The organism is Actinoplanes sp. NPDC051475 (assembly GCF_040689425.1).
GTDB lineage: Bacteria > Actinomycetota > Actinomycetes > Mycobacteriales > Micromonosporaceae > Actinoplanes.
Genome location: NZ_JBFAZZ010000013.1, coordinates 79,948 through 94,853 on the forward strand (window position 1 = coordinate 79,948; position 14,906 = coordinate 94,853).

Genomic DNA, 14,906 nt, shown 5'->3' on the forward strand with positions numbered 1-14,906 from the left:
CCCTCCCGCCCGCGAAGCTCTTTCCCATGACAGCGATCCACGTACGCGGGCTCCGCAAGACCTATGGCGACCACCTCGCCGTCGCGGGCGTCGACCTCGACGTCGCCGAGGGCGAGGTCTTCGCCCTCCTCGGCCCGAACGGCGCCGGCAAGACCACCACCGTGGAGATCCTCGAGGGTCACCGGCGCCGCACCGGCGGCGAGGTCCGCGTCCTCGGCGAGGACCCGCAGCGGCCCTCCCCGGGCTGGCGGGCCCGCATCGGCATCGTGCTCCAGTCGGCCTCCGACGCCTCCGACCTCACCGTCGCTGAGATCGTCCGGCATGTGGCCGGGTTCTATCCGGATCCACGCCGCCCCGCCGAGGTCATCGACCTGGTCGGGCTCGGCGACCGGGCGCGGGCCCGGGTCGGCGCCCTCTCCGGCGGCCAGCGCCGGCGGCTGGACGTGGCGCTGGGGATCGTCGGGCGCCCCGAGATCGTCTTCCTGGACGAGCCGACGACCGGGTTCGACCCCGAGGCGCGGCGCCGGTTCTGGGAGCTGATCCGGGCGCTGGCCGGCGAGGGCACCACGATCCTGCTGACCACCCACTACCTGGACGAGGCCGAGGCCCTGGCCGACCGGCTCGCCGTCGTCGTGGGCGGCGTGGTCGTCGCCGAGGGGACGCCCGCGACGCTCGGCGGGCGGGCCGGCGCCGGGGCCGTCGTGCGGTGGGGCGCGTCCGAGGAGGCCCGCACCGCCGATCCGTCCGCTCTCGTCACGCGGCTCGTGGCCGAGGGCGCCGATCTCAGCACCCTCACCGTCACCCGCCCGACGCTCGAAGACACGTACCTCAGCCTGATCGGAGAGAACCGATGACCAGTACGCTCACGATCGGCCGGCGACGCGGTGGCGTGGAGATCCTGCAGTTCGTCCGCGACCGCACCGCCATGATCTTCACCTTCTTCTTCCCGGCGCTGTTGCTCCTGCTCTTCGGCACGATCTTCGCCGACTCCTACGACCACCCCGGCGTGAGCGCGGCCCGGGTGTTCTCCGCCAGCATGATCGCGTACGGGATCGTGTCGACCGCCTTCATCACGATGGGTGTGGGGATCGCAACCGACCGCGAGGACGGGACGCTCAAGCGGCTGCGGGGCACACCGGTCAGCGCGTCGGCGTACTTCCTCGGCAAGCTGATCCTCGTCGGCGCGCTGGCCGCCGCCGAGGTGGCCGTGCTGCTGGCCGTCGGGGTGCTCATCTTCGACGTGCCGCTGCCGTCGGACGCCGGCCGCTGGCTCACGTTCGGCTGGATGTTCCTGCTCAGCGTCGTCGCCTGCGGCCTGCTCGGCATCGCCGCGAGTGCGCTGGTGCGCTCCGCGCGTACGGCCGGAGCGGTCCTCAACGTGCCCGTGGTCGCCCTCCAGTTCGTCTCCGGGGTCTTCATCCACCCGATCACCCAGCTGCCCGGCTGGATGATCACCGTGGCGTCGTTCTTCCCGGTCAAGTGGATGGCGCAGGGCTTCCGCTCGGTGTTCCTGCCGGACTCCGCGGCCGGGCTGGAGGCGGGCGGTGCCTGGGAGCCGGGGCGGACCGCCTTGGTGCTGGGTGCCTGGTGTGTGATCGGATTGGTGCTGTGCCTGGCGACGTTCCGGTGGACCGACCGCCGCGACTCATGAGTGACCGGTCCCTCTGGGACGTGTTCTGCGCCGTCGTCGCGGCCGCGGTGGCGGCTGCGGTGGCGGCGCAGGACCAGCCCGGCCGGCCGTACGCACTCGCCGCCGTCGCGGTGGTCGCCCTGCTCTACGCGGTGTGGGGACGCCGGCTCGGGCGGGAGGACTGGCTGAGCGTCGCGTACGTCGCCGCCACCCTCGCCGTCTTCGCCGCCGGGACGCTGGCCGACTCCACGGTCAGCTACCTGCTCTTCGCGATCTGCCCGGTGGTCTTCCTGGTGCTGCCGTTGCGCCGGGCACTGGCCGCGGTGGTGCTCGCCAACGCCCTGCCGGTGGTCACCGGGGTCGCCGGCGGCGATCACGACCGGTGGCACCTGGCCCACGACGGGCCGATCTTCGTGATGGGGGCGGCCTTCTCGTCCCTGTTCGGCGTCTGGATCACCCGGGTCATCCGGCAGAGCCAGGAACGCGCCGACCTCATCACCGAGCTGGAGAACAGCCGGGCGGAGGTGGCTCGGCTGTCCCACGAGGCCGGGGTGGCCGCCGAGCGGGCGCGGCTCGCCGGCGAGATCCACGACACCCTGGCCCAGGGCTTCACCAGCATCATCACCCTGCTCCAGGCCGCGGACCCGGCGCTCGCCGACGAGCGGCTCGCGCTCGCCGTGCGTACCGCCCGGGAGAACCTGGCCGAGTCGCGGGCCCTGGTCGCGGCCCTCGCGCCGTCCGCGCTGGGGTCCGGGTCCCTGCAGGATGCGGTACGCCGGCAGGCGGCGCGGATGTCCGAGGAGACCGGGGCGACGGCCTCGTTCCGCACGTCGGGGCAGCCACGGCCGCTGCCGACGGCGGTCGAGGTGGTGCTGCTGCGGGCCGCCCAGGAGGCCCTGACGAACGTACGGCGGCACGCGGGAGCCCACGAGGTGGGGGTGCTGCTCGCGTACGGTGAGGAGTCCGTGCGCCTGGTGGTGCGCGACGACGGTTGCGGCTTCGCCCCCGGCCGCTCGCGCGGTTTCGGGCTCGAGGGCATGCAGGCGCGCGCCGGCCAGGTGGGCGGGACGCTGGCGGTGCGCAGTGTCCCGGGCACCGGTACGACGATCGAGCTGGAGGTGCCGGCGTGATCCGGATCCTGCTGGTGGACGACCACCCGGTGGTGCGGCACGGGCTCCGCGGCATGCTGGAGGCCGAGCCTGATCTGACGGTGGTGGGTGAGGCCTCCTCGGGCATCGAGGGCGTCGCGAAGGCGGTCGAGCTCGTCCCCGACATCGTGCTCATGGACCTGCGCATGCCCGGCGGGGACGGCGTAGAGGCCACGGCCCGGATCCTCGCCGAGGCTCCCGGCGTACGCGTGATGGTGCTGACCACGTACGAATCGGACCGGGACATCCTGCGCGCGATCGAGGCCGGTGCCGGCGGCTACCTGCTCAAGGACGCGTCGCCGGCGGAGCTGGCCGGCGCGGTGCGGGCCGCCGCCCGGGGTGAGACCGTGCTCGCGCCGAGCGTCGCCTCCACTCTGGTCCGGCAGGTCCGCAGCCCGGCGCCGCCGAGCCTGTCGCAGCGCGAGGCGGAGGTGCTGCGGCTGGTCGCCCGCGGTCTGACCAACGCGGACATCGGCCGCGAGCTCTTCATCTCCGAGGCCACGGTGAAGACGCACCTGCTGCGCGCGTTCCAGAAACTCGACGTCGCCGACCGTACGGCGGCCGTGACCAGGGCGATGTCCCTCGGCATCATCTGACGGCACACCCGGGGGTGCGGTGTCAAGCCGCCGATCGACGGGCGTGCCTCCCGATCCGCCCGTCTGTCCAGTACGGACAGATGGGACGAATCGATGATCACCGCTGCCCCGTGACCGCACCGCGGGGTGGTCGTGTTACCGTGCGACGCCGGAGATTACCCGGTTGGGCAAATCACGGACGCCAATGCGTGAAATTCGGGCATACGGCCGCTGGGGCGGCAAGTCTTCCGTTACTCGCGGTGCAGCTGATACTTTGTCCGATGTGGACCTGAGTTCACCCGAATTGAGGGTGGATGCCGCCCGCACCGACATCCGAAAATCCGCGGAGGCCGGAGTAAAGATTGCGACACGCGGGGTCGGCTTTAACCTGATCCTCGTCTAGCGTTCACCCTCGGGCGTCCTTGCGCTTGTTTGTCGTGGGCCAAGGGGTGTGGGGGGCTGGAAAGAGTGGTGTGCGCGGAATTGCCGTGTGGGCGTGGGGTCTCACCGGAGGCAGAGGCGTCGTGACAGCGACGGGAACGGCGGGAAACGCCGATACGCAGGACATTCCCAAAATTGCAGATTCTCCGGACGTCGCCGACGGGGATCTCGGCGGCGGCTGGGGGCGTGGCCACGCGGACCGCTGGGTCTGGGAGGCGCGCTACGTCAAGCTGCTCCTGGGGGTCGACTTCGGAGCGACGCTGGTGGCCACCTTGGCCGCCTTCGTGCTGCGCTTCCAGGGCGCGGCCTACGCCGACTGGTATCTGGCCCTGTCGGGGCTCGTCCCGCCGGTGTGGGTGGGCGTGCTGGCGCTGACGCACGCCTACGAGCGCCGGGTCCTGTTCGTCGGCGGCGAGGAATACCAACGGGTCCTCCGAGCCGGCGTGCGCCTGACCGTGGCGATGGCGCTGGCGTCCTACGTGGCCAACGCCGACCTGGCCCGCGGCTACCTGCTCATCGCCCTGGTGCTGACCACGGCGCTGTCCCTGGCGGGGCGGTTCGTGCTGCGCAAGATCCTGCACCGGGCCAGGCGCCGCGGCGCCTGCATGCACCGGGTGCTGGTGCTCGGGCACGCGCCGGCGGTCGCGCAGATCACCCGGCAGCTGCACCGCCGCCGCCATCACGGCCTGCACGTCATCGGCGCGTGCCTGCCCGCCGGCCAGCTTGCCGACGCGGCGCGGACGGTCGACGTGCCGGTGTTCGGGGCGCTGGGAGCGGCCGCCAACTCGGCGGCGGCGGCCGGTGCCGACACGGTGATGGTGCTGTCCTGCCCGGAGCTCGACGGTGCGATGCTGCGCCGGCTCGCGTGGGAGCTGGAGCGCGACGACATCGACCTCATCGTCTCGTCGTCGCTCGTGGACACCGCGGGGGACCGCATCACGGTGCGCCCGGTCGACGGGCTGCCGATGATGCACATCGAGCACCCCCGGCTCTCCGGCGGCCGGCGGCTGATCAAGTCGGTCTTCGACGTCTCGTTCGCCGCGCTGCTGCTGGTGCTGCTGGCCCCCGTCTTCCTGGCGATCGCGCTGGTCATCAAGCTGGATACCGGCGGGCCCGTTTTCTTCCGGCAGGTCCGGGTGGCCCGCGGGGGAGAGCTGTTCCGGATGGTCAAGTTCCGGACCATGCACACCGACGCGGAGGCCCGGATCGCCGCGATGCGGGAGCAGAACGAGCACGCCGGGGTGCTGTTCAAGATCCGCGACGACCCGCGGGTCACCCGGACCGGCCGCTACCTGCGCCGGTACTCGCTCGACGAGCTGCCGCAGCTGGTCAACGTGCTGCTGGGCGAGATGTCGCTGGTGGGCCCGCGCCCGCCGCTGCCCAGCGAGGTCGAGCAGTACCCGCAGGACATGCGCCGTCGGCTGATGGTGAAGCCGGGGATGACCGGGTTGTGGCAGGTGAGCGGACGGTCGGATCTGTCCTGGGAGGACTCGATCCGGCTGGACCTGCGGTACGTGGAGAACTGGTCGCTCACCTTCGACCTGGTCATTCTCATGCGGACCGCGATGGTCGTCATGCGGGGCGCAGGCGCGTACTAGACGCGCCGCGGGGTCAAGGGAATCGTGCGGTCGGGACACCGCTCGGGAATATGGGGACGGTTCGGTGGTAGTGCTGTATTTCGTGGCGGCCTTCGCGGTCGTCGTGCCGGCCGTGGCCGGTCCGCTGCTCGCGTACGGGCCGGGCCGCAGGCTCGCCGGCGGCCGCCTGGTGGGCAAGACCAGGGAGGCCATCGCAGGGCTGGTCACCACGCTCGGCCGGCCGCTGACGGCCCTGGTCTTCCTGCTGTTCTGGGCTGCCCTCGTCATCGCGGTCTTCTGGCCGGTCGGGCTGTTCGCCCACAGCCTCGAGGACGCGGTCGACTGGCCGGTCCTGCTCTGGGTCACCGACCGCCGCCACCCCGGCTTCGAGGACTTCAACTGGTTCTACACCGCCCTGGGCGACCGTGATCCGCTGAAGAAGATCGTGGTGGTCGGCGCGGTGGTGTTCGCCGTGCTCTGGCGCAAGCGGTTCTGGATCCCGCTGACCGCGATCCTGCTCAGCTTCCCGCTCGAGCAGTACGTCCAGGCGATCCTCTCCGCCATGGTGAACCGCGGGCACCCGCCGACCGGGCTGGGGTCGTACCCCTCGGGCGGGATCGCGCGGATCGTCATGACCTTCGGGGCGATCGCCCTCTTCGCCGCCCTCACCTGGAAGCTGAGCCGGCGCTGGCACGTCGTTCTGGGCACGGTCGTGCTCGTGCTGGCCTGCTACGAGGGCTACTCGCGGCTCTACGTGCAGAAGCACTGGCTCACCGACGTCATCAGCGGCATCTTCTTCGGCCCGGCCCTGTTCCTGGGGTACGCGATCGCCGTGTGCATCCTCGCCGGCCGTTACCCCCGCGAGGCCGAGGCCGCCCCGGCCGCGGAGGCCGCGCGGAGCCGGCGCGCCAAGGCGGTGCCGGCGGCGTGACGACCCTGCTCGTCGCCTCCACCGGCGGCCACCTGGCCGAGCTGCACGACCTGAGGCCCCGCCTCGGGATCGGCGCGCGCCGGTGGGTGACCTTCGACAGCCCGCAGAGCCGCTCCCTGCTCGAGGGCGAGGACGTCGTGTTCGTCCCGCCCACCACCAGCCGGGACGTGCCCGGGGTGCTGCGCGACCTCGTCATCGCCCGGCGCATGTTCAAGGCGGAGCGCTTCGAGCACGTCATCAGCACCGGCGCCGCCGTGGCCATGGCGTTCTTCCTGCCGGCCGCCGCGTCCGGCGTCCGCTGCTCCTACATCGAGAGCGCCACCCGCACCGGCGGGCCGTCGCTGACCGGCCGGCTCGCCGCGCGGGTGCCCCGCATGCGGCTCTACACGCAGTATCCGGCCTGGGCGGGCGGCGCGTGGCGGTACGGCGGGTCCATCTTCGACGCTTTCGAGGCCGAGGCCCGTACTGAGCTTTCGCCGATCTGCAAGGTCGTGGTGACCCTGGGTACCCACCAGCGGTACACGTTCCCGCGCCTGCTCACGCACCTGATCGGGCTCCTGCCGCCCGAGTGGGACGTCCTGTGGCAGGTCGGTGCGACGGTCATCGATAGGATGCCCGCCGGCGCCCGCAGGCAGGTGCCGGCCGCCGAGATGCGGCAGGCGCTGGCGGAGGCCGACGTCGTCATCTCCCATGCCGGGGTGGGCTCGGCGCTGGCGGCCATGCAGGCCGGCAAGCGCGCGGTCTACGTACCGCGGCGCAGAGTCCACGGAGAGCACGTCGACGACCACCAGGTCGAGATGGCTCGGGAACTGGAAGGCAGGAAACTCGTCGTGGCCCGCGAGGTGGAGGACCTCACCCTCGCGGACCTGGAAACCGCCGCAGCATGGTCGGTGCGGGCCGCCCCCGGTGTCGCCCCGTTCCGGCTGGCGCCCTCATGAACCGCCGGAGTCCGGTGCCCGTCCTCAGTGCACTCGACGCGGTGGCCGATGGGCGTCTTCTGTAGTCCGTACGGTCGATAGCGAACCGCCCGGCACCGCACCAGGCTGCGTCAAATCCCTGAAATTCCGATTAGGAGGGCTCGTGTCCTTGAAACGTCGACTCCGGCCACGGCCGCTCACCAGAGTCCTGGTGCCGGCCGCGGTGACGAGTCTGACGGTCGCTCTGACCGCCATCCCGGCGAGCGCCGTGTTCGTCCCGCCGAGCGAATCGGCCTCCATCGTCACGGCGAACCCCGCGGACAACACGCCGCACGCCCAGAACGGCAGCATGCGCGCGTTCGCGCAGATCGGTAACACGGTCTACGCGGGCGGGTCGTTCTCCGGCGTCAAGGCGGCCGGCGCCACCGCCTGGTCGCCCGCCGCCAACCTCATCGCATACGACGTCAGCACCGGTGCGATCAGGACCGGCTTCACCCCGGCGCTCGACGGCGCGGTGCAGACCCTGGCGGTCAGTCCCGACAACAAGCTGATCGTCGGCGGCAGCTTCGGCACCGTGAACGGTGTCGCCCGCAAGAACCTGGTCGAGCTCGACCCGGCGACCGGCGACACGGTCACCAGCTGGGCGGGCCGGGGCGACGGTGGCGTGGTCCGCCGCGCGATCGTGCACGGCAATCAGCTCTACATCGCCGGCGCGTTCCACTGGGTCAACGGCACCGAGCACTCGCTGCTGGCGCGACTCAACGCCACCACCGGCGCCGTCGACCCGGGCTTCCAGGTCGACGCGAGCGGTGCCCGCTCGTACCCGAACTCGACCGAGCTGGTGTGGGGCCTCGCGGTCGCACCGGACGGCGACACGGTCGTGGCGGTCGGCAACTTCACCGACGTGAACGGCGCCAAGCGCAACCAGGTCGTCATGATCGACACCGTGGGTACGCCCACTGTCGCGGACTGGAACACCGACCGCTACGTCGCCGGCTGCTACAGCGACTCGTTCCCGTTCTACGCGCGGGACGTCGATTTCTCCGACGACGGTGACTACTTCGTCATCATCGCTGACGGGGGCCGCGGGGACGCGTACTGCGACGCCACCGCGCGCTGGGAGACCGCGGACCGTGGGTCCAACGTCAAGGCGACCTGGGTGGACTTCACCGGTACCGACTCGGTGACCTCGCTCGAGGTGGCCGACGGCATCGTCTACGTGGGCGGTCACTTCCGCTGGCAGAACAACGCCAACGGCAACGACGCCCAGGGTGCCGGCGGCGTCAGCCGGTACGGCATGGCCGCGCTGGACCAGCAGAACGGCGTCCCGCTGAACTGGAACCCGACCCGCTCGCCCGGCAGCCAGCTGCCGGCCGGCGGCACCAACTGGGGCCCGATCATGTGGGAGATCTGGAAGGGGCCGTCCGGCCTGTTCATCGGGCAGGACTCCGACGGTCTCGGCAACGAGTACCACGGGCGCATGGGCTACTTCCCGAAGTCCGGCGGGCGCACCATCGGCGTCCAGGACGCCCCGCAGGCCGCGTCGGGCTACCTCTACCTCGGCGCCGGCAACGGCCAGGTCACCAAGGTTGCGTACGGCGCGGGAGAGCTCGGGACGCCGGCGACGGTCAGCCAGCCGCAGCTCACCAACGCCAAGGCGGCCTTCGCACTGTCCAACAAGGTCTATTGGGCGAAGACGGATTCCTCGGCGCCGAGCGGAAGCGTGCTGAACGTCTCCACGCTGACCGGGGGCACGATCGGCGCGCCATGGGTCGGCAGCGGTTACAACTCGTGGTTCACGGCGGCGAGCATGACCGGCGCATTCTTCCTGCAGGGTCGTATGTATTACACGACCTCGAGCAGCAATTCGCTTTTCTATCGATATCTCACGCCGGACGGTTCCGTCATCGGCTGCACCGCATTCACGTTGCCTACGTCGGGTATTGACTGGCGTACTGTCCGTGGTCTTACCTGGGTGGCGGGGAAGCTCGTCTATGGTTCCACGAACGGATCGCTGCGCACGGTCGACTTCGACCCGGCCGCGGCCACGGCGGTCAACGGTTCCACGGCGACCGTGGTGGCGACCGGCACAGCGGCGGCAACCTGGAACAACCCCACGCTGTTCTTCGCCACCTCGTAGCGGAGAACGTCGGACGCGTCGGCGTCCCCGGCCGGGCAGCGCAGCCCGGCCGGGGGTGTCGCGGGAGAACCGGAACACAACTGCAGACGTCGGGGAGAGACGACACATGGACGTGACTGATTCCGTCGCCGCGAGCCGGCAGCGGGTCGTCGGCTTTGCGGACGTCGTACGGATACCGTTGCGCCGCTGGCGCATCGTGGTGACCGCCACCGCGGTCGTCACGACCGCCGTGCTCGCCTACCTGTTGTTCTTCCCAGCCACCTACCGGGCCACCACGGTCGTCGTGCTGCGGCCGGTGGTGACCGACCCGTTCACGCTGCCCTCCAGCGGCGCGGACCGGGCCATCAACATGACCGCCGAGAACGGCATCGCCCTCGGCAACGACGTCATCGACTCGACCGCGCGCATCCTGAACCGCGATCCCGAGGACGTCCGCGAAGCGCTCACCACCGAGGTGCCCACCGGCGGTCAGGTGCTGCGGTTCCAGTACGCGGACGACACCGAGGACAGCGCGATCACCGGCGCCAACACCGCCGCCGAGACCTACCTGCGGGTCCGTGAGGACATCTACAAGCAGCAGCGGGCCGCGCTGATCCTGTCGTACGACAACACCGTCAAGTCGGTGACCGCCCAGCGCCTGTCCGCCCAGAAGGAACTCCCGTCGAACTCGTCGTCGGATTCGGACTCCGTGTCGCCGCGGACCCAGGCCATGCTCGACCAGGTCAGCGCGCTCAACGACCAGATCGCCCAGCTCGCGAATGCCCGGGCGAAGGTGGCCTCGGCCGACCTGACCCCCGGCTCGATCGCCGCCGCGGCCCGGGCGCCGGTGCCCTCCAGCCACGACGCCGCGGTGCTGTACCTGGCCGCCGCCGTGCTCGGCGGCCTGCTCCTCGGCATGGTCCTCGCGCACGCCCGTGAGGCGCTGGACCGCCGCATCCGCTCCATCGACCAGGCCGCCGACATCATCGGGGTGCCGGCGCTCGGCGTGGTCCGGGCCGCCGGCCGGCACCACGAGGCGGGCGCCGCGGCCGACGCCCGCTACGTGTCCCTCGCCGTGCTCAAGTGGATCGACCGGCACCCGGACCGCTCGCTCGTCGTGCTCTCCGTACGCGACGACGAGGGCCGCACGACCGTGAGCGGCAACCTCGCGGTCGCGCTGGCCGAGGCCGGCCAGGACGTCACGATGGCCGCGCCGGTGGAGGCCCAGGAGGAGCTGAAGCGCATCCTCTTCGCGGCACAGAAACGTACGCCGCCACGGCCGAGGACGGTTCCGGCCTCCGGCGCGGGGCTCAACGGCGCCGCCACGGCCGGCGGCGCCGGTCGCGGCCCGGCCGGCGGGGGCACCGTGGCCGCTCCCGGCGTGACCCGGATGCCGGGGTCGTCCCTGCGCCTCGCCGAGGTGAAGGCCACCTCCGAGGATCCCGAAGCCACCCTGATCATGGACACGACGAGCGGGCGTGCCGTTCCGTCGCCCGTCGTCACGCAGGCGGTGCGGTCCAAGGCCGATCCCGACGGCCGCGCGCCGCTGGTGGTGCTCATCGGCGGCGGCGTGGTGCGGCTCTGCACGCTCGGCGAGGAGCCGGACACCGGCGTCGTGGTCGTCGACGCGCCGCCGTCGGACACCGACGAGCGGGGGGTGCGAGCCGCGCAGACCGGCGTCGCCGTCCTGGTCGTGGCGCGCGACCGCACCCGCAACGCCGAGCTCGGCCGGCTGGTGGACCGGCTGCGGTCCGCCGGCGCCCAGACGGTCGGGTTCGTCCTGACAGGAGGCCGTAGTGCCTGACAGCTACCCCGTCGTCAGCGTCATCGTCGCCACCCGGGACCGCCCCGGCCTGCTCGAGCGCGCCGTCGCCAGCATCCTCCAGCAGGACTATCCCGGCGCGATCGAGTGCATCGTCGTCTACGACCACGTCGACGTGCGGGACCTCGACATCGAGGCCGGGCCGGACCGGTCCCTCAAACTGATCAACAACACCCACCGGCAGGGCCTGCCGGGCGGCCGCAACAGCGGGGCCGACGCGGCCACCGGCGACCTGCTCGCCTTCTGCGACGACGACGACATCTGGCTGCCGGCCAAGCTGCGGCGGCAGGTGGAGTTGCTCGCCGACCCCGCGATCGGCGCGGTCAGCTGTGGCCTGCGGCTGCGCGGTCCCGGCATCGACAAGGAGCGGGTGCTCGACCGGGACACCGTGACGCACGAGGAGTTCCTCGCCGACCGGGTGATGGAGGTGCACTCCAGCACCATGCTCGTGCGCCGCACCACCTGGGAGGCGGCCGGCGAGGTCGACGAGCAGATCCCCGGCGGCTACAGCGAGGACTACGAGTGGCTGCTGCGCGTCTCGGCGCACACGCCGATCGCGGTCGTGCGCCAGGCCCTCGTCATCGTCGACTGGCACGGCGGCTCGTTCTACTTCGGCCGGTGGGCCACCATCGTCGAGGCCCAGCGCTACCTCATCGCCAAGCACCCGGACCTGGGCCGGAGCCGCGCCGGCCTGGCCCGGCTCCGGGGGCAGATCGCGTTCGCGCTCGCCTCCGGCAACCGGCGGACGGAGGCGGTGCGGGAGCTGGCGGCGGTGGTCCGGCTCAACCCGCGGGAGAAGCGCGTGCTGGTGACCGTACCCGTGATCCTGCGGCTGATGACCGGTGAGCGGGTCCTGCGGATGGCGCAGAAGCGCGGCAGGGGGATCTGAGGTTGGCCCGGACGTCCGTGCGGCCGAGGGCACGAGCGACCGCGCCGGCCCGGGCGCGGGCGGTCGCCGCCGTCGAGCCGGGAGTGCTCGACCCGCGCGCCTGGCGGATACGCACCGCGAAGCTGCCGGTCTGGCCGCTGGCCGGCATGTTCGCGCTGATGCCGCTCTGGTGGGGGCTCGGGGTCTGGTACTTCGCCTGGCCGTTCTTCGGGGTGGTCCTGCTGGCCCTGCTCACCACGCGCGGCGACGTACGGCTGCCGACCGGGACGTGGCTCTGGCTCATCCTGCTCGGCATCATCGCGATCAGCGCCACCCGGCTGGAGCGCGTCACGTCGCTGTTCGTCTTCGGCCTGCGGCTCGGGCACCTGTTCACGGCCCTGATGGTCGGCATCTACGTGTACAACCTGGCCCGCGACCGGGTCTCGTGGGTCCGCATCGCCAACCCGCTCGCCGTCTTCTGGCTGGCCATGGTGGTGCTGGGCTGGCTGGGCGTGCTCGCGCCCAAGTTCAGCACGGCGAGCCCGTTCCAGATGGTGCTGCCGCACAGCGTGCAGGGCGAGCGCTTCATCACCGACATTTCGCGCCTGGACGCCACCGAGTTCAACCCGTTGAGCCGCAACCCGATCTACCGGCCGGCGGCGCCGTATCCGTACACGAACAACTGGGGCACGGCGTACTGCTTCCTGGTGCCGTTCGTGCTGTCGTATCTGACCTCGGTGCGGCGGGGCCGGATGCGGGTGGCGCTGCTGGTGTCGCTGCCCCTGTCCATCGTGCCGGCGTTCCTCACGCTCAACCGTGGCATGTTCATCGGGCTCGGCGCGGGGGTGCTCTACCTGCTGGGCCGGGAGATCGCCCGCGGCCGGGTGCGGCTGCTGCTGCCGATCGCCGGCATCGTGCTGGCCGGCTGGGTGGTCACCCTCTTCATCCCGGTCGTCGACCTGATCACCAACCGCACTACGACGACGGACACCACCTCGGACCGCTTCGACCTGTACGTGCAGACGTGGGCCGCCGTCCTGCACTCGCCCCTGCTCGGCTTCGGCCAGCCCAACTCGGTGGACACCACGCACGCCGCCGAGCCGCTCGGCACCCAGGGCATGATCTGGCAGCTGCTCTACAGCCACGGGATCCCCGCCACGGTGTGCTTCTACGTGATCCTGCTGGTGCTCACGCGCCGGCTCGCCGCCGCCGTGACGCCCACCGGGCTGTGGCTCAGCTGCCTGCCGGTCATCGCCGCGATCGTCACGCCGTTCTACTCGTACATCGATCCCAACATGTCGGTGCTGCTCTTCGCCGTCGGCCTCGGGCTGGCCGCGGTGGACGGACCCGTCAACCGCGAACCGAAGGAGTCCCGTTCATGACGGCGGTCACCGAGGTGCGTCGCAGCACGCGCAGCGGCGCGATCGGCCTGGCCGGAGCGGCCGTCAACGGTGCCTTCGGCTTCGTGCTCACCACCGTCATCGTGCGGACGTTCGGCGCGGACGGCTCCGGCGCCCTGTTCAGCGTGATCGGGCTCGTCACGATCGTCGGCGCTATCTGCTGCCTCGGCGCTGACACCGGGCTGATGTGGGCGCTGCCGCGCCGCCGGGCGGGCCGTGACGGCGACGCCGCCCGCCTGCTTCCGCTCGCCGTGCTGCCGACGTTGGGGCTGGCCCTGGTGGTCGCCATGGGCGGGATCGCCGCTGCCGGGCCGATCTCCCGGGCCCTGCTCGACGAACCGGCCGGCACCGCGCTGGTCCGGCTCGCGTTCGCGGGCGTACCGGTCATCGTCGCCGCGACGGTGCTGCTCGCGGCGGTCCGCGCGACCCGGCCCGTGTCGGCGTACGTGGCCGTGCAATTCCTCTTCGTGCCGATCGCCCGGCCGGCGCTGATGATCGCCGGGGTGGTGGCAGGCGGCGGCGTGCTGCTCGGCTTCGGCGGCTGGCTGCTGCCGATGGCGGTCGCACTGCTCATCGCGCTCGCCCTGGTCGCCGCGCCCCTCGGGATCGGGGCCGGTGCGTCGCTGCGGCCCGAGTCCGCCGACTGGCGCTGGTTCTGGGGATTCGCCCTGCCGCGGGCCGCGTCGGTGGCCGTCGACGCCAGCAGCATGTGGGTCGGCGTCCTGCTCACCGGTGCGCTGGCCACCCAGGCCGAGGCCGGCGTGTTCGCCGCGGTCGGCCGGTACGCCCTGGCGGGCCTGCTCATCATGCAGGGCCTGCGCGTTGCCGTCGCCCCGCAGCTCTCCCGCCTGCTGGGCGACGGGCAGCGGCACCAGGCGGCGCAGGTCTACCGCCGGACCACCCTCGGGATCGTGCTGCTGTCCTGGCCGGCGTACCTGATGCTGGCGGTCTTCGCTCCGGCCTTCCTGGCGCTGTTCGGGGCCGAGTTCCGCTCCGGGGCCACGCCGATGGCCGTGCTGGCGGTGGCCATGCTGGTCAACGTCGGCGTGGGGCTCGTCCAGACGGTCCTGCTGATGAGCGGCAACAGCCGGGGCCACCTGCTGGCCACCCTCGCCGGGCTGACCCTCAACGTCGTCGCCTGCCTCGTGCTGGTGCCGCGGCAGGGTGCCCTGGGAGCCGCGATCGCCTGGTCGATCGGGATCGTCTGCGAGAACGTCCTGGCCGCCGTGCTCGCCCGCCGGGCATTGGGGGAGGCCCTGTTCGGCCGTACCCTCGTCGTCTCCGCCCTTGCCGTGACCGGCGCGACCGGCGTCGCCGCCGCGATCGGCACTCTGGTCGCCGGCCGGGGCCTGCCCGGCCTCGCCGTCGCGCTCGGCCTCGTCGCCGCCGGCTGCCTCGCGATGCTCGCCGACCGCCGGGTCCGCGCGGCCATCGCCGCCATCCGTCACCAGCTCAAGCCCGCGAGATGAGAAGGATCG

General features: G+C 71.9%; 12 protein-coding genes. All 12 read left to right on the forward strand.

Features of this window, described 5'->3' with window-relative positions:
• The first annotated feature begins 26 nt into the window (after positions 1-26).
• Positions 27-854 (forward strand): ABC transporter ATP-binding protein, encoded by an 828-nt coding sequence (locus AB0368_RS25650; protein ID WP_366156501.1) that lies wholly within the window; start codon positions 27-29, stop codon positions 852-854.
• Positions 851-1,651 carry an ABC transporter permease gene (locus AB0368_RS25655; RefSeq protein ID WP_366156502.1) on the forward strand — a complete coding sequence of 267 codons (801 nt, stop codon included), beginning with the start codon at positions 851-853 and terminating at the stop codon, positions 1,649-1,651. The genes AB0368_RS25650 and AB0368_RS25655 overlap by 4 nt, the downstream gene beginning before the upstream one ends.
• Complete coding sequence (locus tag AB0368_RS25660) at positions 1,648-2,760, forward strand: sensor histidine kinase (protein ID WP_366156503.1); 1,113 nt, start codon at positions 1,648-1,650, stop codon at positions 2,758-2,760. Before AB0368_RS25655 ends, AB0368_RS25660 begins: the two co-directional genes overlap by 4 nt.
• Positions 2,757-3,374 (forward strand): response regulator transcription factor, encoded by a 618-nt coding sequence (locus tag AB0368_RS25665; protein ID WP_366156504.1) that lies wholly within the window; start codon positions 2,757-2,759, stop codon positions 3,372-3,374. Before AB0368_RS25660 ends, AB0368_RS25665 begins: the two co-directional genes overlap by 4 nt.
• A 503-nt stretch (positions 3,375-3,877) precedes the next feature.
• Entirely contained in the window at positions 3,878-5,392 is a 1,515-nt protein-coding gene (locus tag AB0368_RS25670; RefSeq protein WP_366156505.1) for a sugar transferase, read from the forward strand.
• A 64-nt stretch (positions 5,393-5,456) separates the two neighbouring features.
• Positions 5,457-6,302, forward strand: a complete 846-nt coding sequence (locus AB0368_RS25675; RefSeq protein ID WP_366156506.1) for a phosphatase PAP2 family protein — start codon at positions 5,457-5,459, stop codon at positions 6,300-6,302.
• Positions 6,299-7,240: a glycosyltransferase gene (locus AB0368_RS25680; protein ID WP_366156507.1), complete on the forward strand. Its 942-nt coding sequence runs from the start codon at positions 6,299-6,301 to the stop codon at positions 7,238-7,240. The genes AB0368_RS25675 and AB0368_RS25680 overlap by 4 nt, the downstream gene beginning before the upstream one ends.
• A 190-nt stretch (positions 7,241-7,430) precedes the next feature.
• The gene (locus AB0368_RS25685; protein WP_366156681.1) at positions 7,431-9,359 is read left to right on the forward strand and encodes a delta-60 repeat domain-containing protein; all 1,929 of its coding nucleotides are present in this window, start codon (positions 7,431-7,433) and stop codon (positions 9,357-9,359) included.
• 106 nt (positions 9,360-9,465) lie between these two features.
• Positions 9,466-11,142 (forward strand): hypothetical protein, encoded by a 1,677-nt coding sequence (locus tag AB0368_RS25690; RefSeq protein ID WP_366156508.1) that lies wholly within the window; start codon positions 9,466-9,468, stop codon positions 11,140-11,142.
• Positions 11,135-12,049 (forward strand): glycosyltransferase family A protein, encoded by a 915-nt coding sequence (locus tag AB0368_RS25695; RefSeq protein ID WP_366156509.1) that lies wholly within the window; start codon positions 11,135-11,137, stop codon positions 12,047-12,049. The genes AB0368_RS25690 and AB0368_RS25695 overlap by 8 nt, the downstream gene beginning before the upstream one ends.
• A 2-nt stretch (positions 12,050-12,051) precedes the next feature.
• Positions 12,052-13,410 carry an O-antigen ligase family protein gene (locus AB0368_RS25700; protein WP_366156510.1) on the forward strand — a complete coding sequence of 453 codons (1,359 nt, stop codon included), beginning with the start codon at positions 12,052-12,054 and terminating at the stop codon, positions 13,408-13,410.
• Positions 13,407-14,897, forward strand: a complete 1,491-nt coding sequence (locus tag AB0368_RS25705; protein WP_366156511.1) for a lipopolysaccharide biosynthesis protein — start codon at positions 13,407-13,409, stop codon at positions 14,895-14,897. Before AB0368_RS25700 ends, AB0368_RS25705 begins: the two co-directional genes overlap by 4 nt.
• The last annotated feature ends 9 nt before the right edge of the window (positions 14,898-14,906 follow it).